This window comes from Azotobacter vinelandii CA (genome assembly GCF_000380335.1).
GTDB lineage: Bacteria > Pseudomonadota > Gammaproteobacteria > Pseudomonadales > Pseudomonadaceae > Azotobacter > Azotobacter vinelandii.
Window position 1 is genome coordinate 3,731,491 of the sequence record NC_021149.1, and the last position, 25,575, is coordinate 3,757,065.

28 protein-coding genes are annotated in these 25,575 nt (G+C 66.8%); 10 read left to right on the plus strand and 18 right to left on the minus strand.

Annotated features, from left to right (window positions below):
- Window positions 1-33: 33 nt before the first annotated feature.
- From AVCA_RS16715 to AVCA_RS16725, 3 genes are all read right to left on the minus strand, one after another.
- A complete protein-coding gene (locus AVCA_RS16715; protein WP_012702194.1) occupies window positions 34-783 on the minus strand; it encodes a YebC/PmpR family DNA-binding transcriptional regulator in 750 nt (249 codons plus the stop codon).
- Between the two features lie 80 nt (window positions 784-863).
- Complete coding sequence (gene aspS, locus AVCA_RS16720; RefSeq protein WP_012702195.1) at window positions 864-2,639, minus strand: aspartate--tRNA ligase; 1,776 nt, start codon at window positions 2,637-2,639, stop codon at window positions 864-866.
- 43 nt (window positions 2,640-2,682) lie between these two features.
- Entirely contained in the window at window positions 2,683-2,949 is a 267-nt protein-coding gene (locus AVCA_RS16725; RefSeq protein WP_012702196.1) for an FmdB family zinc ribbon protein, read from the minus strand.
- Between the two features lie 184 nt (window positions 2,950-3,133).
- On the opposite strand from AVCA_RS16725, the gene AVCA_RS16730 reads away from it, so the two are divergent.
- Both AVCA_RS16730 and AVCA_RS16735 read left to right on the plus strand, forming a co-directional pair.
- On the plus strand, window positions 3,134-4,849 hold the full coding sequence (locus tag AVCA_RS16730) for a proline--tRNA ligase (protein WP_012702197.1): 1,716 nt from the start codon (window positions 3,134-3,136) through the stop codon (window positions 4,847-4,849).
- Between the two features lie 9 nt (window positions 4,850-4,858).
- Window positions 4,859-5,806 (plus strand): hypothetical protein, encoded by a 948-nt coding sequence (locus AVCA_RS16735; RefSeq protein ID WP_012702198.1) that lies wholly within the window; start codon window positions 4,859-4,861, stop codon window positions 5,804-5,806.
- Window positions 5,807-6,065: 259 nt separating this feature from the next.
- Here the strand turns inward: AVCA_RS16735 and AVCA_RS16740 are convergent, their stop codons facing one another.
- The 3 genes from AVCA_RS16740 to AVCA_RS16750 all read right to left on the minus strand — a co-directional run bounded on the left by AVCA_RS16740 (window position 6,066) and on the right by AVCA_RS16750 (window position 8,143).
- Entirely contained in the window at window positions 6,066-6,341 is a 276-nt protein-coding gene (locus AVCA_RS16740) for an acylphosphatase (protein WP_012702200.1), read from the minus strand.
- Between the two features lies 1 nt (window position 6,342).
- Window positions 6,343-6,813, minus strand: a complete 471-nt coding sequence (locus AVCA_RS16745) for a TlpA disulfide reductase family protein (protein ID WP_012702201.1) — start codon at window positions 6,811-6,813, stop codon at window positions 6,343-6,345.
- Window positions 6,814-6,916: 103 nt separating this feature from the next.
- Window positions 6,917-8,143 (minus strand): YihY family inner membrane protein, encoded by a 1,227-nt coding sequence (locus AVCA_RS16750; protein ID WP_012702202.1) that lies wholly within the window; start codon window positions 8,141-8,143, stop codon window positions 6,917-6,919.
- A 96-nt stretch (window positions 8,144-8,239) separates the two neighbouring features.
- On the opposite strand from AVCA_RS16750, the gene arsC reads away from it, so the two are divergent.
- The 3 genes from arsC to AVCA_RS16765 are packed head-to-tail and all read left to right on the plus strand — an operon-like array spanning window position 8,240 to window position 9,592.
- Window positions 8,240-8,593, plus strand: coding sequence for an arsenate reductase (glutaredoxin) (gene arsC, locus AVCA_RS16755; RefSeq protein WP_012702203.1), 354 nt, complete (start codon window positions 8,240-8,242; stop codon window positions 8,591-8,593).
- Window positions 8,590-9,192 carry an NAD(P)H:quinone oxidoreductase gene (gene wrbA, locus AVCA_RS16760; RefSeq protein ID WP_012702204.1) on the plus strand — a complete coding sequence of 201 codons (603 nt, stop codon included), beginning with the start codon at window positions 8,590-8,592 and terminating at the stop codon, window positions 9,190-9,192. Before arsC ends, wrbA begins: the two co-directional genes overlap by 4 nt.
- Window positions 9,185-9,592 carry a DUF2069 domain-containing protein gene (locus AVCA_RS16765; protein ID WP_012702205.1) on the plus strand — a complete coding sequence of 136 codons (408 nt, stop codon included), beginning with the start codon at window positions 9,185-9,187 and terminating at the stop codon, window positions 9,590-9,592. Before wrbA ends, AVCA_RS16765 begins: the two co-directional genes overlap by 8 nt.
- Window positions 9,593-9,610: 18 nt before the next feature.
- On the opposite strand, the gene hda is transcribed toward AVCA_RS16765, so the two are convergent.
- From hda to AVCA_RS16785, 4 genes are read right to left on the minus strand one after another with little or no spacing between them, the layout of a single operon-like run.
- Window positions 9,611-10,315 carry a DnaA regulatory inactivator Hda gene (hda, locus tag AVCA_RS16770; protein WP_012702206.1) on the minus strand — a complete coding sequence of 235 codons (705 nt, stop codon included), beginning with the start codon at window positions 10,313-10,315 and terminating at the stop codon, window positions 9,611-9,613.
- Window positions 10,312-11,418, minus strand: a complete 1,107-nt coding sequence (locus AVCA_RS16775; RefSeq protein ID WP_012702207.1) for an AI-2E family transporter — start codon at window positions 11,416-11,418, stop codon at window positions 10,312-10,314. Before AVCA_RS16775 ends, hda begins: the two co-directional genes overlap by 4 nt.
- Window positions 11,415-11,963, minus strand: a complete 549-nt coding sequence (locus AVCA_RS16780; protein WP_012702208.1) for a CDP-alcohol phosphatidyltransferase family protein — start codon at window positions 11,961-11,963, stop codon at window positions 11,415-11,417. The genes AVCA_RS16775 and AVCA_RS16780 overlap by 4 nt, the downstream gene beginning before the upstream one ends.
- Before the next feature lie 45 nt (window positions 11,964-12,008).
- The gene (locus AVCA_RS16785; protein WP_012702209.1) at window positions 12,009-13,013 is read right to left on the minus strand and encodes a DUF2066 domain-containing protein; all 1,005 of its coding nucleotides are present in this window, start codon (window positions 13,011-13,013) and stop codon (window positions 12,009-12,011) included.
- Window positions 13,014-13,239: 226 nt separating this feature from the next.
- Here AVCA_RS16785 and purM point away from each other — a divergent pair, with 226 nt between their 5' ends.
- The 5 genes from purM (at window position 13,240) to AVCA_RS16810 (ending at window position 16,395) form a co-directional block, all read left to right on the plus strand.
- Window positions 13,240-14,295 (plus strand): phosphoribosylformylglycinamidine cyclo-ligase, encoded by a 1,056-nt coding sequence (gene purM / locus AVCA_RS16790; RefSeq protein ID WP_012702210.1) that lies wholly within the window; start codon window positions 13,240-13,242, stop codon window positions 14,293-14,295.
- On the plus strand, window positions 14,295-14,942 hold the full coding sequence (gene purN, locus AVCA_RS16795; protein ID WP_012702211.1) for a phosphoribosylglycinamide formyltransferase: 648 nt from the start codon (window positions 14,295-14,297) through the stop codon (window positions 14,940-14,942). The genes purM and purN overlap by 1 nt, the downstream gene beginning before the upstream one ends.
- 13 nt (window positions 14,943-14,955) lie before the next feature.
- Window positions 14,956-15,672, plus strand: coding sequence for a DUF3108 domain-containing protein (locus AVCA_RS16800; RefSeq protein WP_012702212.1), 717 nt, complete (start codon window positions 14,956-14,958; stop codon window positions 15,670-15,672).
- Between the two features lie 194 nt (window positions 15,673-15,866).
- Window positions 15,867-16,127 carry a type II toxin-antitoxin system RelB/DinJ family antitoxin gene (locus AVCA_RS16805; RefSeq protein ID WP_012702213.1) on the plus strand — a complete coding sequence of 87 codons (261 nt, stop codon included), beginning with the start codon at window positions 15,867-15,869 and terminating at the stop codon, window positions 16,125-16,127.
- Entirely contained in the window at window positions 16,114-16,395 is a 282-nt protein-coding gene (locus AVCA_RS16810) for a type II toxin-antitoxin system RelE/ParE family toxin (protein WP_012702214.1), read from the plus strand. The genes AVCA_RS16805 and AVCA_RS16810 overlap by 14 nt, the downstream gene beginning before the upstream one ends.
- Before the next feature lie 325 nt (window positions 16,396-16,720).
- Here the strand turns inward: AVCA_RS16810 and AVCA_RS16815 are convergent, their stop codons facing one another.
- From AVCA_RS16815 to AVCA_RS16850, 8 genes are all read right to left on the minus strand, one after another.
- Window positions 16,721-17,260: a DUF2058 domain-containing protein gene (locus tag AVCA_RS16815; protein WP_012702215.1), complete on the minus strand. Its 540-nt coding sequence runs from the start codon at window positions 17,258-17,260 to the stop codon at window positions 16,721-16,723.
- Window positions 17,261-17,526: 266 nt separating this feature from the next.
- The gene (gene mazG / locus AVCA_RS16820; RefSeq protein ID WP_012702216.1) at window positions 17,527-18,360 is read right to left on the minus strand and encodes a nucleoside triphosphate pyrophosphohydrolase; all 834 of its coding nucleotides are present in this window, start codon (window positions 18,358-18,360) and stop codon (window positions 17,527-17,529) included.
- Window positions 18,361-18,447: 87 nt separating this feature from the next.
- Window positions 18,448-18,786, minus strand: a complete 339-nt coding sequence (locus tag AVCA_RS16825) for a DUF3325 domain-containing protein (RefSeq protein ID WP_012702217.1) — start codon at window positions 18,784-18,786, stop codon at window positions 18,448-18,450.
- Window positions 18,780-20,441 carry a PepSY-associated TM helix domain-containing protein gene (locus AVCA_RS16830; protein WP_012702218.1) on the minus strand — a complete coding sequence of 554 codons (1,662 nt, stop codon included), beginning with the start codon at window positions 20,439-20,441 and terminating at the stop codon, window positions 18,780-18,782. The genes AVCA_RS16825 and AVCA_RS16830 overlap by 7 nt, the downstream gene beginning before the upstream one ends.
- Window positions 20,441-20,746, minus strand: coding sequence for a hypothetical protein (locus AVCA_RS16835; RefSeq protein WP_373878263.1), 306 nt, complete (start codon window positions 20,744-20,746; stop codon window positions 20,441-20,443). Before AVCA_RS16835 ends, AVCA_RS16830 begins: the two co-directional genes overlap by 1 nt.
- A 14-nt stretch (window positions 20,747-20,760) precedes the next feature.
- On the minus strand, window positions 20,761-21,717 hold the full coding sequence (locus tag AVCA_RS16840; RefSeq protein ID WP_012702220.1) for an alpha/beta hydrolase: 957 nt from the start codon (window positions 21,715-21,717) through the stop codon (window positions 20,761-20,763).
- Entirely contained in the window at window positions 21,714-23,207 is a 1,494-nt protein-coding gene (locus tag AVCA_RS16845; protein ID WP_236616224.1) for a class I SAM-dependent methyltransferase, read from the minus strand. Before AVCA_RS16845 ends, AVCA_RS16840 begins: the two co-directional genes overlap by 4 nt.
- Window positions 23,208-23,222: 15 nt before the next feature.
- Window positions 23,223-25,496 carry a FepA family TonB-dependent siderophore receptor gene (locus AVCA_RS16850; RefSeq protein WP_012702222.1) on the minus strand — a complete coding sequence of 758 codons (2,274 nt, stop codon included), beginning with the start codon at window positions 25,494-25,496 and terminating at the stop codon, window positions 23,223-23,225.
- Between the last annotated feature and the right edge of the window lie 79 nt (window positions 25,497-25,575).

A 25,575-nucleotide genomic window follows, 5' to 3' on the forward strand; every position in this document is an offset into this window, starting at 1 on the left:
AGGAGACTCCGCCCCCGGGCCGCATGCCCGTCGTCAGTCGAGCTGCTCCATGATCTCGTCGGGAATCTCGGCGTTGTGGTAGACGTTCTGCACGTCGTCCAGGTCTTCCAGCATGTCGATCAGCTTCATCACCTTCTGTGCGGTTTCCAGATCGGCGATCGGCGCGGTGATCGACGGAATCATCGCCACCTCGGCCTCGTCGCCTTTGAAGCCAGCGGCGACCAGCGCCTCGTTGACCGTGTGGAAGTCGGCGAAGCTGGTGAACACGTCCACCGAGCCATCGTCATTGCCGACCACGTCGTCGGCACCGGCCTCCAGGGCCGCTTCCATCAGGGCGTCCTCGTTGACCCCCGGAGCGAAGCTGATCTGGCCCTTGCGATCGAACATATAGGCCACCGAACCGTCGGTACCCAGGTTGCCACCGCACTTGCTGAAGGCATGGCGTACTTCGGCAGCGGTACGGTTGCGGTTGTCGGTCAGGGCCTCGACGATGATCGCCACACCGCTCGGCGCGTAGCCCTCGTAGCTCAGCTCGGCCATGTTGTCGGCTTCGCTGGTGCCGGCGCCGCGGGCGATGGCGCGATCGATGGTATCGCGGGTCATGTTGGCGGTCAGGGCCTTGTCCATCGCCAGGCGCAGCCGGGGATTGTCCGCCGGGTTGCCGCCGCCGTGCTTGGCGGCGACGGTCAGCTCGCGGATCAGCTTGGTGAAGATCTTGCCCCGCTTGGCGTCCTGACGCTCCTTGCGGTGCTTGATGTTGGCCCATTTGGAATGACCAGCCATAACTCACTCCGTATCTCTAATCTATCTGCTCTTGCAGGAACGGCCCCGCTCGCCGGCCGGCCCGCTCGCGTGGCGACGGGTTACTCGGCCTTCGGCTGCTCGCGCAGGCGGATGTGCAGTTCGCGCAGCGCCTTGGCGTCCACCGCGCCGGGTGCCTGGGTCATGACGCAGGCGGCGCTCTGGGTTTTCGGGAAGGCGATGACTTCGCGAATCGAGCTGGCGCCGGTCATCAGCATCACCAGACGGTCCAGACCGAAGGCCAGGCCGCCGTGCGGCGGCGCGCCGTACTTCAGCGCATCGAGCAGGAAGCCGAACTTCTCCTGCTGCTCGGCTTCGTCGATGCCGAGGATGCGGAACACCGCCTGCTGCATCTCCTTGCGATGGATACGGATCGAGCCGCCGCCCAGTTCGGTGCCGTTGAGCACCATGTCGTAAGCCCGCGACAGGGCCACGGCCGGATTGGCCGCGAGCTCCTCGGGAGTGCACTTGGGTGCGGTGAACGGGTGGTGCAGCGCGGAGAGCGAGCCGTCGTCGTTCTCCTCGAACATCGGGAAGTCCACCACCCACAGCGGCGCCCATTCGCAGGTGAGCAGCTTGAGGTCGTGTCCGAGGCGGATGCGCAGGGCGCCGAGCGCCTCGGAGACGATTTTGGCCTTGTCCGCGCCGAAGAACACGATGTCGCCATCGACGGCGCCGACGCGGTCGAGGATGACGTCGAGATTCTCCTTCGGGATGAACTTGACGATCGGCGACTGCAGACCCTCGACGCCCTTGGCGCGCTCGTTGACCTTGATGTAGGCCAGGCCCTTGGCGCCGTAGATGCCGACGAACCTGGTGTAGTCGTCGATCTGGCTGCGCGGCATGCTTGCCGCGCCCGGTACGCGCAGGGCGGCGACACGGCCCTTCGGATCGTTGGCCGGCCCCGAGAACACCTTGAACTCGACGGCCTTGAGCTGATCGGCGACATCCACCAGCTCCAGCGGGATGCGCAGGTCCGGCTTGTCGGAGCCGTAGCGGCGCATGGCCTCCTCGAAGGTCATGTGCGGGAGTTCGCCGAACTCGACATCCAGTACCTCCTTGAACAGCTTGCGGATCATGTTCTCGGTGATGCCCATGATGTCCGCTTCGTCGAGGAAGCTGGTCTCGATGTCGATCTGGGTGAACTCCGGCTGGCGGTCGGCACGCAGGTCCTCGTCGCGGAAACACTTGGCGATCTGGTAGTAGCGATCGAAGCCGGCGACCATCAGCAGTTGCTTGAACAGTTGCGGCGACTGCGGCAGGGCGAAGAAGCTGCCGGCGTGGGTGCGGCTCGGCACCAGGTAGTCGCGCGCGCCCTCCGGCGTGGCGCGGGTGAGAATCGGCGTCTCGACGTCGAGAAAGCCGTTCTCGTCCAGGTAGCGCCGGATGCTCGAGGTGATGCTCGAGCGCAGCTTCAGCTTGGCTGCCATCTCCGGACGGCGCAGGTCGATGAAGCGATAACGCAGGCGGGTCTCCTCGCCGACGTCGCTGTACTCGTCCAGCGGGAACGGCGGGGTCTCGGCCTGGTTCAGCACGTCCAGCTCGTAGCCCAGCACCTCGATGGCGCCGCTGGCCATGTTCGGGTTGACCGCGCCGGCAGGGCGCGGGCGCACCTTGCCGGTGATCCTGACCACGTACTCGCTACGCACCCGGTCGGCCTTGGCGAAGGTTTCCGCGCGATCCGGATCGAACACCACCTGGGCCAAGCCTTCGCGGTCGCGGATGTCGAGAAAGATCACCCCGCCATGGTCGCGGCGACGGTGTACCCAGCCGCAAAGGGTGACTTCCTGGCCTTCCAGGCTTTCGTTCAGTTGGCCGCAATAGTGGCTGCGCATCATGATGGTGTTTCTTCTCTCGATTCTTGGATTCGGGTGGAGCCGTTCATTCGGCCGTCGCGCAGGCACCGCCGCAACCGCTGCCCGCGCAGGCGGGCGCGTTGTCGCCGCCGGCGAGGTTCTTCTTCGCGCCGGTCTTGAAGTCGGTTTCGTACCAGCCGCCGCCCTTGAGACGGAAACCGGGCACGGAAAGCAGCTTCTCCAACTCGGGCGCCTGGCAGTTCGGACAATCGGTCAGCGGCGCATCGCTGAACTTCTGGATGGTTTCCAGCTGATGACCACAGGCAGCGCACTGATACTCATAGATAGGCATCGGATACTCCACTCATGGGAACGACGACGCCACGAGCCTCGCCCGCGGCAAAGCGGGGGATTATATATGGTTAATCGACCCCGCGCAGCCCGCCCGGCCCCGCCGATCCTGTACGCGTCCCATCCACCGCCGTACAATGCCCGCCACTTATTTCCGCCCTCCGCAACGGACAGAACGGCCCAACATGCGCACCAGTCAGTATCTGCTCTCGACCCTCAAGGAAACCCCCTCCGATGCCGTGGTGATCAGTCACCAACTGATGCTGCGCGCCGGGATGATCCGCAAGCTGGCCTCCGGTCTCTATACCTGGCTGCCGCTGGGGTTGCGCGCCCTGCGCAAGGCCGAGGCGATCGTCCGCGAGGAGATGGACAAGGCCGGCGCCCTGGAAGTGCTGATGCCGGCCATCCAGCCGGCCGAGCTGTGGCAGGAGTCCGGACGCTGGGAGCAGTACGGTCCCGAGTTGCTGCGCATCAGGGACCGCCACGCCCGCGAGTTCTGCGTCGGTCCGACCCACGAGGAGGTCATCACCGATCTGGCGCGCAACGAGTTGAACAGCTACAAGCAGTTGCCGATCAACTTCTACCAGATCCAGACCAAGTTCCGCGACGAGATCCGTCCGCGCTTCGGCCTGATGCGCGGCCGCGAATTCCTGATGAAGGATGCCTATTCCTTCCACCTGACCCAGGAGTCGCTGCAGGAAACCTACGACCGCATGCACCAGGCCTACTGCAACATCTTCAGCCGCCTGGGCCTCGAATTCCGCCCTGTGCAGGCCGACACCGGCTCCATCGGCGGCACCGGCTCCCACGAGTTCCACGTGCTGGCCGCATCCGGCGAGGACGACATCGCCTTCAGCGACAGCTCCGACTACGCCGCCAACATCGAGAAGGCCGAAGCCATTCCGCGGGAAAAAGCGCGCGCCGCCGCCAGCGAGGAACTGCGCCTGGTCGACACCCCCGATGCCAGGACCATCGACGAGTTGGTCCGGCAGTTCGGCCTGCCCGTCGAGAAGACCATCAAGACCCTGGTGGTGCAGGGTGCCGAGGAGGGCCGACTGGTCGCCCTCATCGTGCGCGGCGACCACGAATTGAACGAGATCAAGGCCGCCAATCTGGAGCAGGTCGCCAGCCCCCTGGCATTCGCCTCGGAAGCCGAGATCCGCGCGGCGATCGGTGCCGGCCCCGGCTCCCTCGGTCCGCTGAACCTGCCGATTCCGGCGATCGTCGACCGTTCGGTGACCCTGCTGAGCGACTTCGCCGCCGGTGCCAACCTCGACGGCAAGCACTATTTCGGCCTCAACTGGGAGCGCGATCTGCCGCTGCCGCAGGTCGCCGACCTGCGCAACGTCGTGGAAGGCGACCCGAGCCCGGACGGCCAGGGAAGCCTGGTGATCAAGCGCGGCATCGAGGTCGGCCACATCTTCCAGCTCGGCACCAAATACAGCGAAGCGATGAACTGCAAGGTGCTCGGCGAGAACGGCAAGCCGGTGACCCTGATCATGGGCTGCTACGGCATCGGCGTATCGCGCGTGGTAGCCGCAGCCATCGAGCAGAACTACGACGAGCGCGGCATCCTCTGGCCGCAGGCGCTGGCGCCGTTCCAGATCGCCCTGGTGCCGATGAAGTACGAGAGCGCCGCAGTCAGGGAAGCCACCGACCGCCTCTATGCCGAGTTGGTCGCCGCCGGCTACGAGGTGCTGCTCGACGATCGCGACAAGAAGACCAGTCCCGGGGTCAAGTTCGCCGACATGGAACTGATCGGCATTCCGCATCGCATCGTGGTGAGCGAGCGCGGCCTGGCCGAGGGTACCCTGGAATACAAGGGCCGCCGCGAGACCGAAGTCCAGGCCATCCCGGCCGCCGACCTCATCACCTTTCTCGGCAACCGCATCGGCCGCTGACTCCACACCATGCCCACCCGAAACTCCCTGCGCCTCGGCGCCGCGCTCTGCGGCGCCCTTCTGCTCGCCGGCTGCGCCAACCAGTTGCCCCAGCGCAGCGAGCACGAAGAACGCGTCGAACGCACGCTCCTGAGCCACAATCTGCAGATCGAACTCGGCGAGCCAGCCATGCTGGAACTGCCGCAGCGGCACATCCGCATCCACGACCAGCGGACCTTCGAGATTCGCGAGTTCGAGGTGATCCGCCGTTACGACCGCTACACCCCCTACCAGCCCTGGCGGGAACTCTACGAGGTCCCCCTGGGGGCAGTGGCGGTGCTGGCCGGAGTCGCCGCCAACGTGCTCAACGTGGTCGCCCTCGGCAATGTGCCCGATCTCGCCACCAAAGGCTGGATCGACTACGGCTTCGCCGGCCTCAACCCGGCGATGAACGTCGAATCCAACGGCCGCGCCCAGCAGAACCTGGCACGCCGGGACGAACAACTGAAGGACGAACGCACGGAATACTCCAGCCTGCCCTGGGCTGAACGCCCGGTATCGGTCAGGGCCGGGGCACGGACCTACGAACTGACCACCGATCGCCGCGGCGTCCTGCACCTGAACCTGCTCGACAGTCCCTTCACCCTGCAGGATGCCCGTGTCGCCCGGCTGCAACTGAGCGTCGAGGACCTCCAGGACGGCACCCGCACGGAGGCCGTCCTGCCGATCAGCCGCAGCCTGGGCGGCAAGCTGCGCGAGGCCCACGACCTGGTCTATGCCGATCTCGAAAGCGACGAGGTCGGGCAATGGGTGCGCCGGGTCAAGCGGCTCGCCGAACTCGGCTTCGAAGAGGAGGCCAGCGAACTGGAACAGAGCCTGATCGAGCTGACCCGCCACGATCCGGAGCTGCAGCGGGAGTTTCTCGACGACCTGCGTAGGAAGGCCGGCCGCCAGGCACTGGTTCCCGCCGAGGACTGAGAGGGCCGTACACAGCTCCGGCGCCCCTCCTGCTCGCCCTGTCTTCGCCGGCCGTCGCCAGCCTGCCGCCGGCGCCGGAGCTGCGCCCCCTGCGGCAGCACACGGTCGCCGAGACGAACAGCTTCGAGGCGGAGGTCCGACTGCTGGACATGTCGACCTGTCTGAACCGCTACAACGGCAGCCAGGGGCAAGCCCGCTACTCATTCAGGGGGATCGACCTGTGGCACGACTACCGGCATGTCGAGTGACGCAGGGCCACTCAGCGCCGCACGCGGAATTCCGAGAATCCCTGCAGGCCCACCTCCTCCAGCTCCACTCCCTCGACCCGGGCCTGTTCGGGACCACGCCATAGCCACTCGGCCAGTTCGCGCACAGCCGCCTCCTCGCCCTCGACCCAGGCCTCGACCCGCCCGTCGGCGAGATTCCGCACCCAGCCCGCCAGCGCCAGGCGCTCGGCCTGCAGCGCCGTGCCCTGCCGATAACACACGCCCTGTACCCTGCCGCTGACCAGGGCGCGCAAGCCGATACGCGCCACTTCAGGAACCCCCGCCACGCAATGTCTGCAGGCGGGCCGCCAGACCGACCGCATTCTGCTCGCCGAGCAGCCGCTCGCGCAGACGGCCCTGGGCATCGACGATGTAAGTGACCGGCAACACCTCGCCCGGCGGCAGCTTCAGGCGCTCGGCCGGGTCCTGGGCCAGCACGCCGAAACGAATGCCCAGCGCCTCGCTGGCGCGCGCCAGCTCGCCCCCCTGCAGACCGTCGAAATTCACCCCCACGACACGCACGCCGCGCCCCTGGAGCTGCTCGGCCAGGGCGTTCAACTGGGGAATCTCGCTACGGCAGGGCGAGCACCATTCCGCCCAATAGTTGATCACCAACCACTGACCTTCCAGTTGTTCCGCCGCGACCGGACGCCCATGCTGGTCGACGCCCCAGTCCTCGCTGCAACCGGCCAGCGCCAGCCCGGCGGCCAGCGCCAGGACAATCCCCGTTCGCCCTCTCATACAAGGCTCCCTCCACCATGACTCGTGATCGGCGAACCGCCCGCCGCACACAGCATCGCCGACAATGGACCGTTCCACAAATATAACCGGTCCGGGCCACCGCTCAGGGCTCGGACAGGGGCGGCTGCAACCAATTCGCCAGGCTGTCGCCGAACAACGCCGCGCGCTCCCGCTGAAGCCGCTCCAGAGCGCTGCGCAAGGCGGGGAACCAGGGCTCGTCGAGGCTCTCGGGAAGCTGATCGAGATGCGGCAGCGGCCAGGGCGAGCGACTCAGCAGCGACTCCAGGCTGTAACGGTTCAGATCCCGGCAGAGCACCCAGCCACCGTCGCTGACGCGACAGATCAGTTGCTCCCGCTCGAGAAAATCGAGCATCTCGTCCCAGACCGAATCGGGCAGCGCCCAGCCGGCGCGCTGCAGGTCGGGCTGGCGAACCGCCTGGCCGGACTGCTGGCTCTGATGGAACACCCTCAGCACCCCCAGCAGCACCAGCAGGCGCGGCAGCGGATTGCGCCGCCAGCGCCGGGAAGCGGACAGGTTGCAAACCAGTTCGGCTCCCAGCAGCACGATCATCCAGCTCAGATACATCCACAGCAGGAACAGCGGCACGGCGGCAAAGGCCCCGTAGATCAGTTGATAGGTGGGAAACAGGGCGACATAGAGACCGAACAGCCCCTTGGCCGCCTCGAACAGCACGGCGGCGAACAGCCCGCCCAGCAATGCATGGCGCAACGGCACTGCGGTGTTGGGCACCGCCACGTACAGCAGGGTGAAGGCCGCCGTGCTGAACAGCAACGGCATGACTTTCAGCAGCATCCGCGCTCCGGCCAGGGCATAGGGATCGGAGACCAGGGACAGGGACGTGATATAGGTGCTCAGGGCGAACCCCGTGCCCAGCAACAGCGGCCCCAGGCTGAGAATGGCCCAGTGCAGCAGGAAGCTGGACAGGCCACGGCGCGGCCGGCGCACACGCCAGATGGTGTTGAAGGTGTGCTCGACGGTCATCAGCATGAGCAGCGCGGTGACCATCAGCACCCCGACGCCGAGCCAGGTCAGATGCCGCGCCTGCTCGATGAAGGTTCTCAGGTAATCCTGCAGCACGGCGCCGCTGGAAGGGACGAAATTGCGAAAGATGAAGCCCTGGATCTGTTCGCCTATGCCCTGGAAATCCGGAACGACCGACAGCACGACGAAGATCAGGGTCATGATCGGCACCACCGCGAACAACGCGGTATAGGTCAGCGCCGCCGCACTCTTCGGGCCTTGGTCGGCCAGAAAGCGCTCGAACAGATAACGCCAGAAATCCAGACTGTCGACGAAACGTTGACGCATGCCCTCACCTTACTGTGAACGAAGACGGGCACAGGGTTCCTCCATGCGCCGAGGCGGTTAGAATAGCGGCCCCACCCCGCTGGATGCGATCCGCCCATGACCGATCTGACGCTCTATCACAACCCGCGCTGCTCCAAGTCCCGCGGCGCGCTGGAATTGCTCGAGGCTCGCGGCCTGCAACCGAAGGTGGTGCGCTACCTGGAAACCCCGCCCGGCGCCGAGGAGCTCAGGGAACTGCTCGGCAAGCTCGGCATCCCGGCCCGCCAGTTGCTGCGTACCGGCGAAGAGGAATACAAGACGCTGAAGCTGGCCGATCCCGCGCTGGACGAGGAGCGACTGATCGCAGCCATGGTTGCCCATCCCCGGCTAATCGAGCGGCCGATCCTGGTGGTCGGCGAACGTGCGGTGATCGGCCGGCCACCGGAAAAAGTCCTGGAGATCCTGCCGTGAGCGATGCCTACATCCTGGTGCTGTACTACAGTCGCCACGGCGCTACCGCCGAAATGGCCCGGCAGATCGCCCGCGGCGTCGAGTCCGGCGGGCTCGAGGCGCGCCTGCGCACGGTACCGGCGGTATCCGCCGAGTGCGAGGCGCAGGCTCCGAGCATTCCCGCCGAGGGCGCGCTCTACGCCAGCCTGGACGATCTGCGCCACTGCGCCGGACTGGCGCTCGGCAGCCCGACCCGCTTCGGCAACATGGCCGCCCCGTTGAAATACTTCCTCGACGGCACCAGCGGCTTGTGGCTGACCGGCGAACTGATCGGCAAGCCGGCCGCCGTGTTCACTTCCACCGCCAGCCTGCACGGCGGCCAGGAAACCACCCTGCTGTCGATGCTGCTGCCCTTGCTGCACCACGGCATGCTGATCTGCGGCCTGCCCTACAGCGAAGCGGCGCTGCTCGAAACCAGGGGCGGCGGCACCCCCTACGGCGCCAGCCATCACGCCGGCGACGGCAAGCGTCCCCTCGACGAGCATGAAACCGCGCTCTGCCGCGCCCTCGGCAGGCGCCTGGCGGAAACCGCCCGGCGCCTGGAGGGCGATCGTGGCTAGGAAAGCGAAACCGCTGCCCAGCCTGGAATGGCTGACTCCGCGCCTGAAGCTCAGCCGTAGCCTGACCCTCGCCAGTTTCCTCGCCCTGGCCAGCCTGCTCGCGGCCTGGAACCTGGGCTTCGCCGACCTGCACGGCGCCCGTCCCTGGGTGGTCATCGGTATCCAGTTGCTGCCCCTGGCCTTGCTCGCCCCCGGCCTGCTGCTCGGCAGTGCACGCGCGCATGCCTGGACCTGCTTCGTGGTGAACCTCTACTTCATCCAGGGCGTGACCGCCGCCATCGACCCGGCACGCCAATTGTTCGGCGGGCTGGAAACCCTGCTCAGTCTGATCCTGTTCTGCGCCGCCCTGCTGTATACCCGCTGGCGCTTCCAGTTCGACCGCAAGCTGGCCGGGGAATAGCGAGCCGGCGCTCGGGCTCTACCAGCCCAGGGTTTCCTTGAGGAAGGGGATGGTCAAGCGGCGCTGGGCCTGCAGCGAAGCCTGGTCCAGCTTGTCGAGCAGATCGAACAGCGCTGCCATGCTGCGCGAACCGCGGGTGAGGATGAAGCGCCCGACCTCGTCGGTGAGGTGCAGGCCGCGACGCGAGGCGCGCAGTTGCAGGGCGCGCAACTTATCTTCGTCGGACAGCCCCTGGAGCTGGAAGACCAGCGCCAGGGTCAGGCGCGACTTCAGGTCCGGCAGCTCGATCGACAGTTCGCGCGGCGGCACCGAAGCGGACAGCAGCAAGCGCCGGCCGCAGTCGCGCAGGCGGTTGAACAGGTGGAACAGCGCCTCTTCCCAGTCGGCCCGCCCGGCGATCGCCTCCAGGTCGTCCAGGCAAACCAGTTCGCTCTGCTCCAGGTTGTCCAGCAGCACCGGACCGTAGTCCGCCACCTCGGCCAGCGGCAGGTAGATCGCCAGCTCGCGGCGCTGCTCGAAGCGGATGCAGGCGGCCTGCAGCAGATGACTGCGCCCGACGCCCTCGGCCCCCCACAGGTAGATCAGGCTCTCGGTCCAGCCGGCATCGGGCTCGCAGAGTCGCTCGGCATAGCCGAGCGCCGCCGCGTTGGCGCCGGGATAGAAGTTGGCGAAGGTGGCGTCGTCGCGCAGACGCACCCCGAGGGGCAACTGGATCGGCTTCATGTCGGCCCGGGCGGCTCCACGGAGCCGCCGCTGGAGTCTCCTTGACCGGACTCTCCGTAAAGATCGGAAAGTTTATACAGATCGTGGACGTGACGCAGCAGGACCATGATCACCGCGGCGACCGGCAAGGCCAGCAGTACACCGGTGAAGCCGAACAACTGGCCGCCGGCGAGGACGGCGAAGATCACCGCCACCGGATGCAGACCGATCCGGTCGCCGACCAGCAGCGGGGTCAGCAGCATGCCTTCGAGCAACTGGCCGACGCTGAACACCGCCACCACGCCGATCAGCGGATAGGGATCGCCGCCGAACTGGAACAGCGCGGCGACGAGGGCGGCGCCGATGCCGACCACGAAGCCCATGTAGGGCACTATGCTCGCCAGCCCGGCGAGCAGGCCGATCAGCAGCCCGAGGTCGATGCCGACCAGCATCAAGCCCAGCGCATAGACGACGCCGAGCGCCAGCATCACCAGCATCTGCCCGCGCAGGAAGGCGCCGAGCACCTCGTGACACTCGCCGACCAGCCCCACCACCACGCCCTCCCGTCGCCGCGGCAGCAAGGTTCGCAACTTGGCCACCAGGATGTCCCAGTCGCGCAGCAGATAGAAACTCACCACCGGCACCAGCAGCAGGTTGCCCAGCCAGGCGAGCAGGGCCAGGCCGGAGGCGGTGGCCTGACTGAGCAACTGGGTGAGGACGTTGGTGGTCTTGTCCAGTTGCCCGACGAACATCGACTTGAGCTGTTCCAGATGCCAGAAGCCCTTGGCCAGCCCCAGCTTCACCTGGACCCAGGGCAGTACCACCTGCTGCAACCAGTCGAGCATCTGCGGCGCCAGTTCGTAGAGATGCACCAACTGCCGCCCCAGCGACGGCAACAGAAACAGCAGAGCCAGAACCAGAAGCAGACCGAACAGGGCGAATACCGCGATCACCCCCCAGGTCCGCGACAGTCCGCGCGCCTCCAGGCGGTCCACCAGGGGATCGCCCAGGTAAGCCAGCAATATGCCGATCAGGAAGGGGGAGAGAATCGGCATCAGCAGATAGACCAGCCAACCGGAGAAGAACACCCCGGCCAGCCAGAGCCAGCGATTCGAATCGGTCATCTGAAATCCTTGTGCCTGCGATATTTGTCGGTCCACTCGCGCACATAGCCGACAGCGCTGGCCAGGCTGCCCAGCACTACCAGCGCGATCAGCGGCGGGAGCAACGCAGTGGCGGCCGGCATCAGGCTGGCCTGCAACAGCACGGCGCTTACCAGAACGCTCTGCAAAAAAGTGGACAGCTTGCCCAGGCGGCTCGGACTGATCTCCAGGCGACCGACCCGCCAACGATAACAGAGAGCCCCGGCGACGATCAGCACATCCCTCGCCAGCACCACCAGCACCAGCCAGCCGGGAATGAGCCCGGCCAGACTCAGGCAGACGAAGCCGGAAACCAGCAGCAGCTTGTCCGCCAGCGGATCGAGCAGGGCTCCGAGCCTGCTGCCCCAGCCGAAACGGCGGGCGAGAAAACCGTCCAGCGCATCGCTGGAGCCGGCCAGGACGAACAGCAGCAAGGCCTCGCCGTAAGCCCCGGCGAGGATCGACCAGGCGACCGGCGGCACCAGCAGAAAGCGCAGCAGGGTCAGCAGGTTGGGCAAGCGATGCATGGACGGCTCCGGCCGCTGTTCCGTCCCGTCAGACCCAGGCCGGGGTCACCAGCGGAAACTCAGCGTGGTTTCGCGCGCTCGTACCATCGGCGCCTGACCGGTTGCCTGACTGGCAGCGCCTGCCTCGCGCAGACCGATCAAGGCCATCTGGGAACGTACCCGAACGACCGTGGACTCGAGCTGGTAGACCAGTTGGTCGCCCTCGACCCGGCGCAGGCGGGCGTCGAAAGGCTCCAGAACGCGTTCCAGTTCGGCGAAGCGGGCCAGATCCGCGCCCGCGACCTGCAGGACCAGGCGCTCGGTCGCCTCCTGCCTGCCCATGAAACGCTCGGCCATTCGCCCGCTGGCCGCCAGCATCACGGCATCGGCCAGGGTAGCGGCGTCCGGCGCCTCGGTGCTGCCCTCCGACTGGCCGCCGTCGGCCGCCAGACGCCACTGGGCCAGCCACTTGCCACCCTCCTGACGGGCACGCACGGTGAGCATGGCATTGGCCCCGTAGCGCCCGGACACGCCTTGCAGCCCCGTGCCGCTGGCCAGATTCTCCGGGGTAGCGACCAGTTGCTCGTCGAGGTCGGCCATCGGCAGGCGCAGCGGCAGACCACGGTACTGGGCGGCCGTGCGCAACGGCTGGGCGCTGTCCTGACCGTCGCCGACCAATTGAGCGGTGCCACCGTCCTCGTTCAGCCACCAGACCAGCAGGCTGGGTCGGTCGGCCCCCCACAGGGGCAACCCGGCCTGGCGCAGTTGCCCACGAGTGGAGGCCGGATCGAAATCGACCACCAGCGTCTGGCCTTCATAGCCATATTTGAGGATCAGTTGCTGCGGGTCCTGGCGCGCGGCCGCCAGCGCCGGATTCTGCACTGCCTCGGGTTTGCCGGTCAGGCGCACCAGCAGGACGTCGAGGGCTCGCTGCAGAGCCTGGTCGCGTGCCGCCGGCTGCCGGCTGGCAACCGGCTCGCGGACCTGATAAAGGCCGGAGAGCTGCTCGGCGAGAGCAGGCAGGCTGAACAGCGACAGGCAAAGCAGGAGCGGACGGACGATCGGGCGCATGACGGAAATCTCGACGTGGCGGCGCAGGGCGACGAAAGGGGGTTATACCTTAAACAGCCGCCGACGCCCCGGCAACCGCGAGCACCGGCACGCTGGGCGCATGCCGGGAGCCATGGCCGCCTCCAGGGCGCTCGGTGGTCGCTGCCGGACAAGCCTGTTAGAATCGTCTGTCCTGCAGACCGGCCCTCGCCCCGGTCGAATCCCGAACCTCCTGAAGGCCTGATCCATGAGCAAGCAACCCTCCCTGAGCTACAAGGACGCCGGTGTCGACATCGACGCAGGTGAAGCGCTGGTCGAACGCATCAAGGGCGTCGCCAGGCGCACCGCGCGCCCCGAAGTGATGGGTGGCCTGGGCGGCTTCGGCGCCCTGTGCGAAATCCCGGCCGGCTACAGGCAACCGGTACTGGTTTCCGGTACCGACGGTGTCGGCACCAAGCTGCGCCTGGCGATGAACCTCGGCAAGCACGACAGCATCGGCATCGACCTGGTGGCCATGTGCGTCAACGATCTGGTGGTATGCGGCGCCGAACCGCTGTTCTTCCTCGACTACTACGCCACCGGCAAGCTCAACGTCGACGTCGCCGCCCGCGTGGTCGCCGGCATCGGCGAGGGCTGCGAGATGGCCGGCTGCGCGCTGGTCGGTGGCGAGACAGCCGAGATGCCCGGCATGTACGAGGGCGAGGACTACGACCTGGCCGGCTTCTGCGTTGGCGTGGTGGAGAAGAGCGAAATCATCGACGGCGCGAAGGTCGCCGCCGGCGACGCGCTGATCGCCCTGCCCTCCTCCGGCCCGCACTCCAACGGCTACTCGCTGATCCGCAAGATCCTCGAGCTGAGCGGCACCGACGTGGCCGGCGCCACCCTGGACGGCAAGCCGCTGGCCGACCTGCTGATGGCGCCGACGCGCATCTACGTCAAGCCGCTGCTCAAGCTCATCCGGGAAACCGGCGCGGTCAAGGCCATGGCCCACATCACCGGTGGCGGCCTCACCGAGAATATCCCGCGCGTGCTGCCGCAGGGCACCCGGGCGGTGATCGACGTGGCCAGTTGGACCCGCCCGGCGGTGTTCGACTGGCTGCAGGAAAAAGGCAACGTCGACGAGCGCGAAATGCACCGTGTGCTCAACTGCGGCGTCGGCATGGTCGTCTGCGTCGCTCGGGACAAGGTCGAGCAGGCCCTCGCCGTGCTGCGCGCGGCAGGCGAGCAGCCCTGGCTGATCGGCGACATCGCCGCCGGCGACGGCGCCGAGCGCGTCCAGTTGCACAACCTGAAGGCGCACTGATGGCCGACTCCTGCAATGCGGTGGTGCTGGTTTCCGGCTCCGGCAGCAACCTGCAGGCGCTGATCGACAGCCAGGGCGGCGGCAACCCGTTGCGAATCCGCGCGGTGATCTCCAACCGCGCCGACGCCTACGGCCTGACCCGGGCGAAGAACGCCGGCATCGCCACCCAGGTGCTCGACCACCGGACCTACGAGGGCCGCGAGGCCTTCGATGGCGCGCTGATGGAAGCGATCGACGTCTTCCAGCCCCACCTGGTGATCCTCGCCGGCTTCATGCGCATCCTCACCCCCGCCTTCGTCCGCCACTACGAAGGTCGCCTGCTGAACATCCACCCATCCCTGCTGCCCCGCCACAAGGGCCTGCACACCCATCGCCGCGTTCTGGAAGCCCGGGACAACGAGCACGGCTGCAGCGTGCATTTCGTCACCGAGGAGCTCGACGGCGGCCCCCTGGTCATCCAGGCGGTGGTCCCGGTGCAGCCGGGCGACAGCGAGGAAAGTCTGGCGCTGCGCGTGTACTTGCAGGAACATCGGATCTACCCGCAGGCCGTGCGCTGGTTCGCCGAGGGCCGCCTGCGACTGACCCCGGAAGGAGCCCTGTTGGATGGAGAAAAACTGCCGGCCACCGGCCATCTCATTCGAACCTAGGATAGGAGACATTATGCGTGGTGCCCTGTTGTTCGCCCTTGCCTTGCTCGCGGCGCCCACCCATGCCTTCGAACTGAAACCCTTCTTCGCCAGCTACACCGCCGACTGGAAACAGATGCCGATCAGCGGCTCCGCCGAACGCTCGCTGAAGAAGCTGGACGGTACGCGCTGGGACTACGAATTCAAGGCCAGCATGCTGCTCGCCAGCGTCACCGAACAGAGCACCTTCAGCGTCGAGAACGGCCGCCTCGTGCCGCTCGCCTATCGCTATGAGCGCAGCGGCATGGGCAAGGACAAGAAGGTCCGGCACGACTTCGACTGGCAAGCCAAGACGGTCCAGGGCAGCGAGCGCGACAAGCCCGTGAAGCTGCCGCTCAACCGCGGCCTGCTGGACAAGTCCCTCTATCAGTTGGAGCTGCAGAAGGATGTCGCCGAAGGCAAGAAGAGCATGAGCTACCAGGTGCTCGACGGCGACGAGATCGAAACCTACGACTTCCGCGTGCTGGGCAACGAGAACGTGCGCACCCGCGTGGGGCTGGTCGAGGCGGTCAAGGTCGAGCGCGTGCGCGATCCCACCCAGACCAACCGCAAGACCGTGTTCTGGCTCGCCAAGGACTGGGACTACCTGATGGTGCGCCTGCACCAGGTGGAGAAGGACGGCAAGGAATACCAGATCATGCTCAAGGAGGGAACGGTCGACGGCCGCCCGGTGAAAGGTCGGCTCGACTGAGACAATCCCGCCCCGTACCGAAGCCGGCCTCGCGCCGGCTTTGTTTTGCATGGCAAGCGACCTGTAGTGCCGGCATGCCTTCCAGCCCACACTTTGGCACGGGTCTGGCTGGGCGAAGCCGATTGTCGCCAAACCACTTTTACCCGGATCGTATTGTGGTTACGCTGTAACCACAACCCACTGGAGGAACTGAGATGGCCACCGAAACGACCGTCCGCGCCCGCATCGACGAGCGCATCAAGAATGAAGCCACCGTGGTGCTCGAATCCATGGGCCTGACCATGTCGGACGCCATCAAGCTGATGCTGGTGCGCGTCGCCGAGGAAGGGCGCTTGCCGTTCGCGCCGCTGGAGCCCTCCCTGGAAACCATCGCGGCTGCACGTGCAGCACGCGAGGGGAACCTCGAAACCGTGACCCTGGACGAGCTGCGGGCGGCGATTCGTGCGGACGATTAAGCAGACCAGCCAGTTCAAGCGCGACTTGCAGCGCGAAGCGAAGGGGCAGCACCAGGCGACGTTGGAAGACGACCTGCTGCCGGTCATCGAGGCGCTGGCGAAGGATCGCCCTCCGGATGTCCTGCATCGTGACCATGCCCTGACGGGCAACTGGGTGGATCATCGCGACTGCCACATAAAAACGGACCTGGTGTTGCTGTACCGGAAGCCGAACGACGAAACGCTGCAATTGGTTCGCCTCGGCTCGCATAGCGAGCTGGGGCTCTGACAACCGCTGATATGGCCACTGTACCTTTGACCGACCAGCCCGCAACGGCCGCGCCGGCAGGGCGTGAATGCTCGCTCGGCGTAGTGACCACAGAGAAGAGGTTTCCCCGTTCGATGAATATTCCCCGGAATTTTTCCCGGAAATTCCCGTTCGCAAAATAGCCTTGGGTCTGCGCGACGACCGGCAGGGGATCGAAGCGAAGCGTCGAAACAACTCACGGCTGGCGCGGCTTGTTTCGATGTTTCGTTTCAAGAGGGGGTACGTCCACCGCGTACCTCTCCCGAGCCTCTATACACTGCGTACGACGAAACTCTTTTTTGTGGAGCTACCACATCAGATCGTCGGGAATCTTGTAGGCCGCGTAGGGATCGTCCTCGTCCGGCGCCTCGCTCTGCGTATTGAGCAGCACCACACGGCGCGGATCGCGCTCCTGAATCTTCAGCGCCGCCTCGCGCGGTACCACCTCGTAACCGCCGCCATGGCGGACGATGCCCAGCGAGCCACGACTGAGTTTGTCGCGCATCATGGCATTCACCGGCAGGCGCTTGACCTTCTTGTCGTCGACGAAGTTGTAGTAGTCGTCGGTGTTCAGCTTGGGCAGGCGGGAAACCTCGATCAGTTGCTTGATCTGCGCGGCACGCGCCTTCTGCTCGGCCTTTTCCTGCTGCTGGCGATTCAGCTCCTGGTCGCGGGCGAGCTTCTCGGCCTGGGCCTGGAGCGCCACCTGGCGTTGCGAGTCGTCCTTCTCGATCTGGCCCTTGCGCTCCAGGCGCTCCTGCTTCTGTTTCTGCTTGCTGGCCTGCTTGGCCTGCTTCTCGTTGACCAGGCCGGCTTTCAGCAACTGGTCGCGCAATGACATGCTCATCGTAAGAAATCTTCCAACCGCCCACCGCTGCGGGCGTTCGTTTTCAGGGGCGAACTTCAGCCAAGGACAGGCTCGGGAATGGCTAGGCTGGCGCTTCCCGCAACTTGCCGACCAGTGCCTGTATGCCGGACCGTCCGACGCGATCCCGGATTCCGTCGAACGCGGCCGGACGGGCTACCGGGACTCAATCCTCCAGCCTGAAGGCCCGGAGTGCAAGCCCGGAATGGCCAGGCGGCGCCATGGGCGGGCGGCTCCGGACAACGCATTCAAGCGCGGCCCGGCTCCTCGCGCTCGGCACGCTTGGCTTCCGCCCACAGTGCCTCCAGCTCATCCAGACTGCAGCCCTCGGGACTGCGTCCGCTGGCGCGCAGGGCCTGCTCGATGAAGCGGAAACGCCACTCGAACCGATGGTTGGCACCGCGCAAAGCGACCTCCGGATCTACCGCTAGATGCCGCGCCAGGTTGGTCGCGGCGAACAACAGATCGCCGAGCTCATCGACGATGGCCTGCGGATCGCTCCCGCTCATCGCCTCCAGCAGCTCGTCCAGCTCCTCGCGCAGCTTGTCCACCACCACCAGCGCTTCCGGCCAGTCGAAGCCGACCCGGGCGGCGCGCTTCTGCAGCTTGACCGAACGGGACAGCGCCGGCAGAGCCAGCGGCACGTCGTCGAGCAGGGACAGTTGCTCCGGCGCGGCGGCCTTTTCCGCCCGCTCCTCGGCCTTGATGTCCTCCCAGCGCTGGCGGATAGCTTCCTCGGCCGGCTTCGGCCGGTTCGGCACACCGTACAGGTCGCCGTCGGGAAATACATGGGGATGCCGGCGGATCAGCTTGCGGGTGATGCCGTCGACTACCGCGGCGAAGTCGAAGCGTCCTTCCTCCCGGGCCAGTTGACTGTAATAGACCACCTGGAACAACAGGTCGCCGAGTTCGCCCGGCAGATGGGCGAAATCGCGACGTTCGATGGCGTCGGCGACTTCGTAGGCTTCCTCGATGGTGTGCGGGACTATGCTCGCGTAGGACTGCTGCAGATCCCAGGGACAGCCGTGCCGCGGATCGCGCAGGCGGGCCATGAGATGCAGCAGGTCGTCGAGTCGATACATGGGCTTATCCTGTTCGGTCCTGGAGCGGGAGTCGCGAGCATAGCGCGATCCCACCCGAGGCTACAGGATTCGGAATGGATCGCCGCGTCAGAGCCCGGCGCCCAGGAGCACGCCCCAGAGCAGCCCGCCTCCGGCCGGCAGCCAGACCGCCAGACGCGGCGCGAAAGGCAGCAACAGCACCAGGGCGAAGCCGGTCAGGGAGATCATGCCGAACCAGCCGACCGGCCCCATGGCCGCGCCCCAGGCCGTGACGCAGGCGTAGAAGGCCAGCACCAGCGCCAGCCAGCCGGCGGCGCGCAGGGCGCGTGGCAACCAGGGCGGCGGCGCCTTCTGCCAGACCTGACGGTAGTGACGTTCGAGCCCCAGGCACAGCCCGAGCATGCCCGAGTAGGCGAACAACAGGCCCGCAGCGAATCCGCTCAGCATTGCACGGCTCCAGTCAGGGAATGGGAATCTCCGGCGCGGGCTTCGGCCCGACCGATCCGCCAGGCCACCCAGCCCAGCACCACGCCCAGCAGCAGGGCGCAGAGTTCCAGGGACAGGCGCGTCCAGTCGAAGGCCGCTCCGCTGAAGAGTCCGAGCAGCGGCAGTGCCGCGCACAGCAGGGCGACCGCCCAGAGCTGCTCGCGCCAAGCCGCCAACTGTGGACGCAGCCAGGCGTGCACGAAGGTCAGCAGCCAGATGGCGAAGAACAGGCGCATCTCCCAGCCACTGCGCTCGCCCAGCCCGGCCGGCAGCAGGCGGTTGATCCAGAACAGCGCGATACAGCCCAGCATCAGACCGGCCACGCTGCCGACGTTCAAGGTCTCGACCACGCGCAGGAAGCGTTGCCCGGCGTTCGCCTCGGCGACTTGGAGGCGCTGGCGGTTGGCGAACAGCACCAGGCCGGTGGCGATCATCGCGCAACTGACCGCGCTGCAGAGGAAATACAGCCAGCGCATCGGATAGCCGCCGAACTGGGCGAAGTGCAGCCCGATCATGACCTGCTGAGTCAGGGTAGTGGCGCGCTTGTCGGCGGGTGCCTGCAGGCGCTTGCCGGAAACCCCGTCGAACACCGCCGACTCGCCCTTGGTCAGCGCGATGCGGTAGCCCAGCAACGGACCGGCCTCGACGCGGGCGTTGGCCTTGCCCGGATTGCGGACCCGCAGCGAGGCCACCATGCCCTTGCCGAACAGCTCCTCCGCCGGGGCGATGAAGGAATCCAGCGGCAGCAGCGCAGCGGCAGGCGCCTCGTGGCCCGCCCCGCGCGGCCCCCGGCCGCCTTCCATGCCGCCTTCCGCAGGCCGGCCACCGCGCTCCATGCTCCCTTCTGCGGGCCGGCCGCCGCGTTCCATTCCACCCTCGGCAGACCGTCCGCCGCCCGGTCCGCCCGCTGCCGCCTGGGCGCTGGGCGAGGCGTCGCGGAACATCGCCATGCGGTCGCCGCCGTAGAGAGCGTCCACTGCCGCCGGCATGTAGATCATGAAGAAGATCACCAGGCCGGTGTAAGTGATCATCAGGTGGAACGGCAGCAGCAGCACCCCGCTCGCATTGTGGCCGTCCAGCCAGGAACGCCGGCCGCCGGTCGGGCGGAAAGCGAAGAAATCGCGGAACAGGTGACGGTGGATGATGAGGGAAGTGACCAGCGCCACCATCATCGCCATCGCCGCCACCCCGACCACCCAGACGCCGAAGGTACGCGGCAACTGGAGGCTGTAGTGGAAGCGGAAGAAGAAATTGCCGCCCACGCTCTCGCGCGGCTCCAGCAGGCCACCGGACTCGGGATCGAGCACCTGGCGCTCGGCATGCCGGCCTTCGCCGGTGGAAATCTTCAGCACCGGCGAACACTCGGTCGGCAGGTCGATGCTCCACACCGGCGCGTCGGCGTGCTCGCGCGCCAGCCACTCCTGGGCGAAGCGCACGGCCTTGTGCTGATCCACGCCCTGGCTGGTCAGCTCCGGCTGCATCCACCAGTTGATCTCCTTGTCGAACACCGTCAGGGTGCCGGTCAGGAAGATGGCGAACAGCAGCCAGCCGAGCAGCAGTCCCGCCCAGCGGTGCAGCCAGGTCATGGACTGGCGGAAACTCTTGTTCGCGGACATCAGGCGGCCCCTCCGAACCAGACCGGCCAGAAGCCGATCAGCGCCAGCGGCACAGCCAGGGCGATGCCCAGCCAGACTCGCCGCAGCGGCGCCGTGAAAGCCCAGAGCAGGAAGGCCGTATAGAAGGCGAAGGATGGCAGGGACGCGACCATCGCCGCATCGAAGCGCTCCAGCGGCAGGAGGCGCGCCAGCGCCGCGGTAGCGGCATAGGTCAAGGCATACCCCCCGAAGACGGCCGCCACGACCCTGAGGCCCGTGTCCAGCCATACCCGTCGCGAGGGCGACAGCGTTAATCGACGGCTCAAGTTTTATCCCCTAATCAATCGTCGAGATGCCCCATGGACAGGCGCAGCGCCGGCTTGAGCGAAACCGGCAGCAGGCCGCCATGGGTCAGAGTTGGAAATTCGCGGTAATGCACGCTCAGCCCCGGCCAGCCGGAAAGCTCGCGGGCCAGTTGCCGGGCCGCGTCCTCCGGCACGCTGGCCACGGCCTGGCGGCGCGCCGCCATCGCCTCGGGACTGGCGCCGGCCGGCCCTGCGCCGTCGCGGTCCTCGCCGCTGCGCATGACCAGCAGGCGAAAGCCGCTCCTGGACCAGCTCCCGGCTACGGCCCGCAGGCGCTCGATCATCTCGCCGCGACGCCACCAGAGCGACGGATCGGCCGATGCGTAGGACTGGAAAGCCTCCGGCCGCGTGGCCAGGACGTGCAGCACGAACAGCCCGCCGTAGGAATGTCCCCATAGGGTCTGCCGCGCACGGTCGACCGGGGCGAGCTTCTCGACCGCCGGCTTGATCTGCTGCTCCAGCAGATCGAGGAAGTGGCCGGCTCCCCCACCCTTGCGGTCGCCCGCCAACTCGTCCACGTAAGACTGTCCATCGACGAGCGGCGGCGTGTAATCGAAAGCCCGGGAGCGCACGTCGAAACGCAACGGCGTCTCATAGCCCAGAGCGACGATCACTGGCGGGTCGTCGCCGGCCAGTGTCTGCAGAAGCGGCTCGTCCAGCGCCGCCAGGGCGGCGTTGCCGTCGAGCAGATAGACCGCCGGGTAGCCTGTGGCGGCGGCCGGTCGTCGGGGAATGGCGACCACCACCCGATAGCGCCGCTCGCCATCGGCGGAAACGAAATTCAGGTTTTCGAAGCGATACGCGGCGGAGCCGGTGTCGGCGACGGTCGGCCCGGCCGGACGGTCCAGCTCGGGCCTGGCCAGGGCGCACTCCGCCGGGAAGGCGAGCAGCATGGCGCCCAGCAGAACGGCATGCAGCGCTTGCATGTTCATAGCACCCCCATCTGCCGCCAGCGCGGCAACACGACGGTCTCGAAGGCCAGCAGGCGCTGCTCCAGGTCGGCTTCGCCGGCGCCGCCTGCATTCGCCAGCAGGGTCCGGACCGTCTCCCGCAGCAGCCGGCCGGCGATCCCCGGATACTCCAGCAGAACCCGCAGGGCCACCATCTGCAAGCGGTCGGCGGCCACTGCCGAACCCAGGCTGGGAGCGGCCAGATAGCCGTAGGCGGTGCCCTGCAAGGCTCTTTCGCAGAGCACTTGGTTCAGGCTCCGGCAACGCTCGGTCGCGACCTCGCCCGGCAACAGCGGATGGATGTGTCCCGCCCAGGCGAGCATCTGCAGGGCCGGACTGATCAACCCGGTCTGTCCCTGCAGCGCCGGCAGGCGAGCCAGTTCGGCGAAGGAACACGGTCCCGCCGCCAGGGCCCCGAGCAGCGGACCGAACAGGCCGGCCTGCCCCTGCACCGGGCCGATGCGGGTATCGAAATCGATGCCGCCGCCCTCCGGCGCCCCCGGGAGAGCCGCCACCACCTGGTCGAACAGCGCCTGGCGGTGCGTCTGCTCATCCAGCCGACGCACGCCGCTCTGATAGAGATCACGGCGCTCGGACTGATTGCGCGCCAGGTCCTTGAAGGTCTCCCGTTCGGCCGGCGTGCGCAGTTCCTGCAACAGGGGCAGCAGATTGCCCGGCAGGGACAGCGCATCGATGTTTTCCAGCGGCGTGGCGCTGCCGATGTACTCGCAGCCACAGGTGGACAACGTTGCCATGACATCGGCCACGTGCAGCGAATCCCAGTGCGCGTTCAGCAGCTCGTGGGCCAGTTGCCGCGGGTCCTCCCGCCGGCCCGCCGCCAGATAGCGTCCCGCCGCCGGATGCTCCCGGAAGAAACCGGCGCCGCCCTGCTCCATACGCCCGAGCAAGCCGAGGCCGGCCTGCAGCAGAGCCACCGAGTCGCCCGCCACGGAGTCGCCACGGCAGCGCAGAAAACGCTGCATCGCGGACAGAAACGCCATGCCGGGCTGGCACATGTAGCCGAGATAGAGGATGCCGCCCGGCTTGAGCCAGTGGCGCACGCAACGGCGCACCGCCTCGCGGTCGGCCGCGGAGATCCATGAATAGACGCCGCTGAGGACGATGAAGTCGTACTGCGCCCCCTGCTCCCCGGCCATCCCGGCCAGGGAAGCGAAATCGGCCTCGACGAATTCGAGGTTGTCCAGCCCGGCGGCTCGCGCCAGGGCGCGGCCGTGGGCGATGTGTTGCGGGTTGAAGTCGACGGCGACGAAGCGCCCCTGGGGGTTGGCCGCGGCGTTCAGCGCCGCGCCCAGCCCCTGGCCGCAGCCGAGCTCGCACCAGCTGTAGGGAGCGGAGATATCCGGCGCCGCGATCCCCAGCGCGGAGGCGACGAAGGACAGCCAGAGCGGCGTCGACTCCCGCTGGAAATGGTGGGGATAGGGCACATCCAGTACATAGCCGGTGTCTCTCAAGCTCGACTCCCGTGGTCAGAAGGTGAATTTCGCCGAAGCGTAGTAGGCCCGGCCCGGTTCGTTGTAAGTGGAGGCCCCGGCGCCGGTGCCGGAGGAGCTGTTGCTGCTGGAGGAATAGCTGCCCTCGCGCTTGATTTCCTTGTCGAACAGGTTGTTGATGCCGGCGCCGAAGCTCCAGTTCTTGGTCAGCTCGTAGTTGCCGTTGATCGCCCACAGGGTGTAGCCGCCCTGCTGCTTGAGGTCGCTGCCGCTCGCCGCGGCCCCGGTGCTGGTCAACTGGCGCGGGTCCTGGTAGCCGTAGAGGGTCATGCTCAGGTTCAGGTTGAGCGCCTGGGTGGCCTGCCAGTCGAGGATCGAGTTGACGGTGAACTTGGGAATGACCGACAGCGGCTCGCCGGTCCTCTTGTTCTTGTTCTCGATCATGTAGGTGAAGTTGGTGTTCCAGCTCAGGACGTCGCCTTCCTCGCCCATCAGCGGGATGTTCAGGGTGCCTTCCCAGCCGGCCACCACCGCCTTGGAGGCGTTCTCCCACTGCAGGATGTAGGCGCCCTTGCTGCTCGTGGCTACGGGAGTCAGGCCGGCCACCACCTTGTCTTCGTATTCGTTGCGGAAGTAGGTCACCCCGGCGTTCCAGCCCTTTTCGGCGTAGGCGATGCCCGCCTCGAAGTTCCAGCTCTTTTCCGCGTCCAGGTCGTCGCTGCCCTGTATGTAGCAACCGCTGCTCGGCGTGGTGTAGTCGGACGGGCAACCGTTGCCCATGGTGTAGTAGATGTAGTTGCTGTTCGACTGGTACAGGTTGGGCGCCTTGAAGGCCCGCGACAGGCCGCCCTTGAGGCTGATGGCGTCGGTCAACTGGTAGGAGGTGTTCAGGCTCGGGCTCCAGTTGCTGCCGAACTGGGTGTGGTTGTCGAAACGCACGCCGGGCGTCAGGGTCCAGCGGTCGGTGAGATGGATGTTGTCCTCGACGAAGAAGGCGATGTTCTCGTTGGTCGCCTCGCTGTCGCGGCTGCCGGTGCTCACCCCTGAAATCGTGCCGCCCGTGGCGGTGGTGTAGCTCGTCGAGTAGGGATCGTCCAACACTTCCTTGGTGTATTCGAAGCCCAGGGTCGCCACCTGGTTGAAGCCGAAGTCGAAGGGGAGGTTCACCTCGCCGCTCAGCGCGTAGTTGTCGTATTCGGAGGTGGACATGGTGAGCGCGTCGGCGATGCTGGTTTCCGTGGCTCCGGCCAGCCCCTCGTCGAGGCGCCGGTTGCGGGTGTTCTCGTAGGAGAACACCAGTTGCGAGGTACCCCAGTCCCAGTTGCCGCGGTGGGTGAGCGAGCCGGCGCGGCGGTACATGATGTTGGTTTCCCGGCCCCACAGCGAGTTCAGCAGCGAGGAGCCCGTGGTGCTGACGGCGCGGTCGCCGGCGTAGATGTTGCCCTGGCGGCTGTAGCTGCCCTCGATCTCGATGGTCTGCTGCGGGGTCAGGTCCCAGCGCAGCATGCCGGTCAGGTCGCGGTTGCGCACCCCTTCCTTGCCGGCCGGCGGGGTGGTGCCGGTCGCATAGGCACTGTTCAGCCCAAAGTCGTCGGCCTCGGTCTTGTTGACGTTGCCGTGAATGCGGTAGGACAGGCCCTGGACCAACGGGCCGGTCAGGCTGAAGTTGTAGCGCTTGCTCAGCCCCTCGTATTCGCTTTCCGGGCTGTTGTAGTAGGTGGAGACCGAGCCGTGGGTCTTCTCGGTCGGCGCCTTGGTGATGATGTTCACCACGCCGCCCATGGCCCCCGAGCCGTAGCGCGCCGCCGCCGGGCCGCGCAGCACCTCGATGCGTTCCACCAGTTCCGCCGGCACCCAGTTGGTGTCGCCGCGCGTGTTGCGCTCGCCGCTGCGGCCCATGCGCACCGAGTTGCGCGAGCGCACCGGCTTGCCGTCGATCAGGATCAGGGTGTTCTCCGGGCCCATGCCGCGGATGTCGATCTGCCGGTTGTTGCCGTACTGGCCACTGGAGCTGTTACCGGTGAGGTTGACGCCGGGCATCTTGCGGATGATGTCGGACAGGTCGTTGACCGGCGGACGCTTCTTGATGTCGTCGGCGGTGATGATGGACACGCCGGGCTGCTGTTTCAGCTCGCGTTCCGCGGTGACCAGCACGTCGTCCAGTTCGAGGGCACCCTCCTCCGCCCGATAGGAGCCATCGCCCGCGGCCCCCTCCTCGCCAGTGACCTCTTCCGCGGCTTCCGCCAGGAGGGGTGAAGAAACCGCCAGCAATGCCAGGGGCAGATGCGCAAGCCTGAAACGCGAATACATACCTTTCCTCACTTCTGTATGGGCAAACCGGCCATTCGCCTGGGCAGAGAAGGAACGAGCGGGCACGACGAAACAGAGA

Excerpts from the sequence above, each read along its gene's own strand:
- AVCA_RS16715 (WP_012702194.1), bottom strand. The coding sequence starts at position 783 with ATGGCTGGTCATTCCAAATGGGCCAACATCAAGCACCGCAAGGAGCGT.
- aspS (WP_012702195.1), bottom strand. The coding sequence starts at position 2,639 with ATGATGCGCAGCCACTATTGCGGCCAACTGAACGAAAGCCTGGAAGGC.
- AVCA_RS16725 (WP_012702196.1), bottom strand. The coding sequence starts at position 2,949 with ATGCCTATCTATGAGTATCAGTGCGCTGCCTGTGGTCATCAGCTGGAA.
- AVCA_RS16730 (WP_012702197.1), top strand. The coding sequence starts at position 3,134 with ATGCGCACCAGTCAGTATCTGCTCTCGACCCTCAAGGAAACCCCCTCC.
- AVCA_RS16735 (WP_012702198.1), top strand. The coding sequence starts at position 4,859 with ATGCCCACCCGAAACTCCCTGCGCCTCGGCGCCGCGCTCTGCGGCGCC.
- AVCA_RS16745 (WP_012702201.1), bottom strand. The coding sequence starts at position 6,813 with ATGAGAGGGCGAACGGGGATTGTCCTGGCGCTGGCCGCCGGGCTGGCG.
- AVCA_RS16750 (WP_012702202.1), bottom strand. The coding sequence starts at position 8,143 with ATGCGTCAACGTTTCGTCGACAGTCTGGATTTCTGGCGTTATCTGTTC.
- arsC (WP_012702203.1), top strand. The coding sequence starts at position 8,240 with ATGACCGATCTGACGCTCTATCACAACCCGCGCTGCTCCAAGTCCCGC.
- hda (WP_012702206.1), bottom strand. The coding sequence starts at position 10,315 with ATGAAGCCGATCCAGTTGCCCCTCGGGGTGCGTCTGCGCGACGACGCC.
- AVCA_RS16775 (WP_012702207.1), bottom strand. The coding sequence starts at position 11,418 with ATGACCGATTCGAATCGCTGGCTCTGGCTGGCCGGGGTGTTCTTCTCC.
- AVCA_RS16780 (WP_012702208.1), bottom strand. The coding sequence starts at position 11,963 with ATGCATCGCTTGCCCAACCTGCTGACCCTGCTGCGCTTTCTGCTGGTG.
- AVCA_RS16785 (WP_012702209.1), bottom strand. The coding sequence starts at position 13,013 with ATGCGCCCGATCGTCCGTCCGCTCCTGCTTTGCCTGTCGCTGTTCAGC.
- purM (WP_012702210.1), top strand. The coding sequence starts at position 13,240 with ATGAGCAAGCAACCCTCCCTGAGCTACAAGGACGCCGGTGTCGACATC.
- purN (WP_012702211.1), top strand. The coding sequence starts at position 14,295 with ATGGCCGACTCCTGCAATGCGGTGGTGCTGGTTTCCGGCTCCGGCAGC.
- AVCA_RS16800 (WP_012702212.1), top strand. The coding sequence starts at position 14,956 with ATGCGTGGTGCCCTGTTGTTCGCCCTTGCCTTGCTCGCGGCGCCCACC.
- AVCA_RS16805 (WP_012702213.1), top strand. The coding sequence starts at position 15,867 with ATGGCCACCGAAACGACCGTCCGCGCCCGCATCGACGAGCGCATCAAG.
- AVCA_RS16815 (WP_012702215.1), bottom strand. The coding sequence starts at position 17,260 with ATGAGCATGTCATTGCGCGACCAGTTGCTGAAAGCCGGCCTGGTCAAC.
- mazG (WP_012702216.1), bottom strand. The coding sequence starts at position 18,360 with ATGTATCGACTCGACGACCTGCTGCATCTCATGGCCCGCCTGCGCGAT.
- AVCA_RS16825 (WP_012702217.1), bottom strand. The coding sequence starts at position 18,786 with ATGCTGAGCGGATTCGCTGCGGGCCTGTTGTTCGCCTACTCGGGCATG.
- AVCA_RS16830 (WP_012702218.1), bottom strand. The coding sequence starts at position 20,441 with ATGTCCGCGAACAAGAGTTTCCGCCAGTCCATGACCTGGCTGCACCGC.
- AVCA_RS16840 (WP_012702220.1), bottom strand. The coding sequence starts at position 21,717 with ATGAACATGCAAGCGCTGCATGCCGTTCTGCTGGGCGCCATGCTGCTC.
- AVCA_RS16850 (WP_012702222.1), bottom strand. The coding sequence starts at position 25,496 with ATGTATTCGCGTTTCAGGCTTGCGCATCTGCCCCTGGCATTGCTGGCG.